The sequence below is a fragment of the Arenibacter algicola genome (genome assembly GCF_018860365.1).
Taxonomy (GTDB): domain Bacteria; phylum Bacteroidota; class Bacteroidia; order Flavobacteriales; family Flavobacteriaceae; genus Arenibacter; species Arenibacter algicola_B.
Genome location: NZ_JAHKPO010000005.1, coordinates 6,177 through 7,738 on the forward strand (window position 1 = coordinate 6,177; position 1,562 = coordinate 7,738).

The 1,562-nt window shown below is 52.2% G+C and carries 1 pseudogene; it reads left to right on the forward strand.

Annotated features, from left to right (window positions below):
• Window positions 1–1,562, forward strand: a pseudogene (locus tag KO529_RS06580) (hypothetical protein); the annotation flags it as partial.

The window sequence follows — 1,562 nt, forward strand, 5'->3', positions numbered from 1 at the left end:
CAAGGAATTCAGGGTATCCAAGGTGAAACCGGGGCAACTGGCGCTACTGGAGAACAGGGTATCCAAGGTGTAAAGGGTGATCAAGGAGAAAAAGGTGATACTGGGGCTAAGGGAGACCAAGGCGATAAAGGTGACAAGGGTGATACAGGAGCCACTGGTGCCACTGGAGAACAAGGTGATACTGGTGCACAAGGTATTCAAGGGATCCAAGGTGAGACCGGAGCTACTGGTGAAAAGGGTGACAAGGGCGACACCGGAGCTCAAGGAATCCAAGGTGTTCAAGGTGAAACCGGAGCAACTGGTGAAATTGGCGCAACTGGTGAAACCGGTGCGACCGGAGCCAAAGGTGACAAGGGTGCTACTGGTGAAAAAGGTGATACTGGTGCTACAGGAGCAACTGGAGAGCAAGGTATTCAGGGTGAGAAAGGAGACACCGGTGCGACCGGAGCCACAGGCGACCAGGGCGTCAAAGGAGATACTGGAGCTCAGGGAATTCAAGGTATTCAAGGTGAAACTGGAGCTACAGGAGCAACTGGTGCCACTGGAGAAAAAGGAAACAAAGGAGATACTGGAGCTCAAGGAATTCAGGGTATACAAGGAGAAACTGGAGCAACTGGTGCCACTGGTGAAACTGGTGCAACTGGTGCTACCGGAGAACAGGGTATCCAAGGTCTAAAAGGCGACCAAGGCGAGAAAGGTGACAAAGGTGATACCGGTGCGACAGGAGACAAGGGTGAAAAGGGTGAAACTGGGGCCACAGGAGCAACTGGTGCCACTGGAGAACAAGGTGAAAAAGGTGATACTGGCGCAACTGGTGAAAAAGGAGATACCGGTGCTAAGGGCGACCAGGGCGTCAAAGGTGATAAAGGAGATAAGGGTGATACTGGAGCTCAAGGAATCCAAGGTATTCAAGGTGAAACTGGGGCCACTGGAGCAACAGGTGAAACTGGTGCTACTGGTGAAACCGGAGCCAAAGGTGAGAAAGGTGATACTGGAGCTCAAGGAATCCAGGGTGTAAAGGGTGATCAAGGAGATAAAGGTGACAAGGGCGATACTGGAGCTCAAGGGATCCAAGGTGAGACCGGGGCAACTGGTGCTACTGGTGAAAAAGGTGACACAGGAGCCAAAGGTGACCAAGGAGACAAAGGTGAAACCGGTGCTACTGGTGAGAAAGGAGACACCGGAGCTCAAGGAATCCAAGGTATCCAAGGTGAGACCGGAGCTACAGGTGCAACTGGAGCTCAAGGAATCCAAGGTATTCAAGGTGAAACTGGAGCTACAGGAGAAACTGGTGCTACTGGTGAAACCGGAGCCAAAGGTGACCAAGGCGAGAAAGGTGACAAAGGAGATACTGGAGCTCAAGGAATCCAGGGTATACAAGGTGAAACTGGGGCCACAGGAGCAACAGGTGAAAAAGGAGAAACTGGTGCCCAAGGAATTCAAGGTGTACAAGGTGAAACCGGAGCTACAGGAGCAACTGGTGCTACTGGTGCAACAGGAGAGCAAGGAATTCAGGGTATACAAGGAGAAACTGGAGCTAAGGGAGACACCGGTGCGACCGG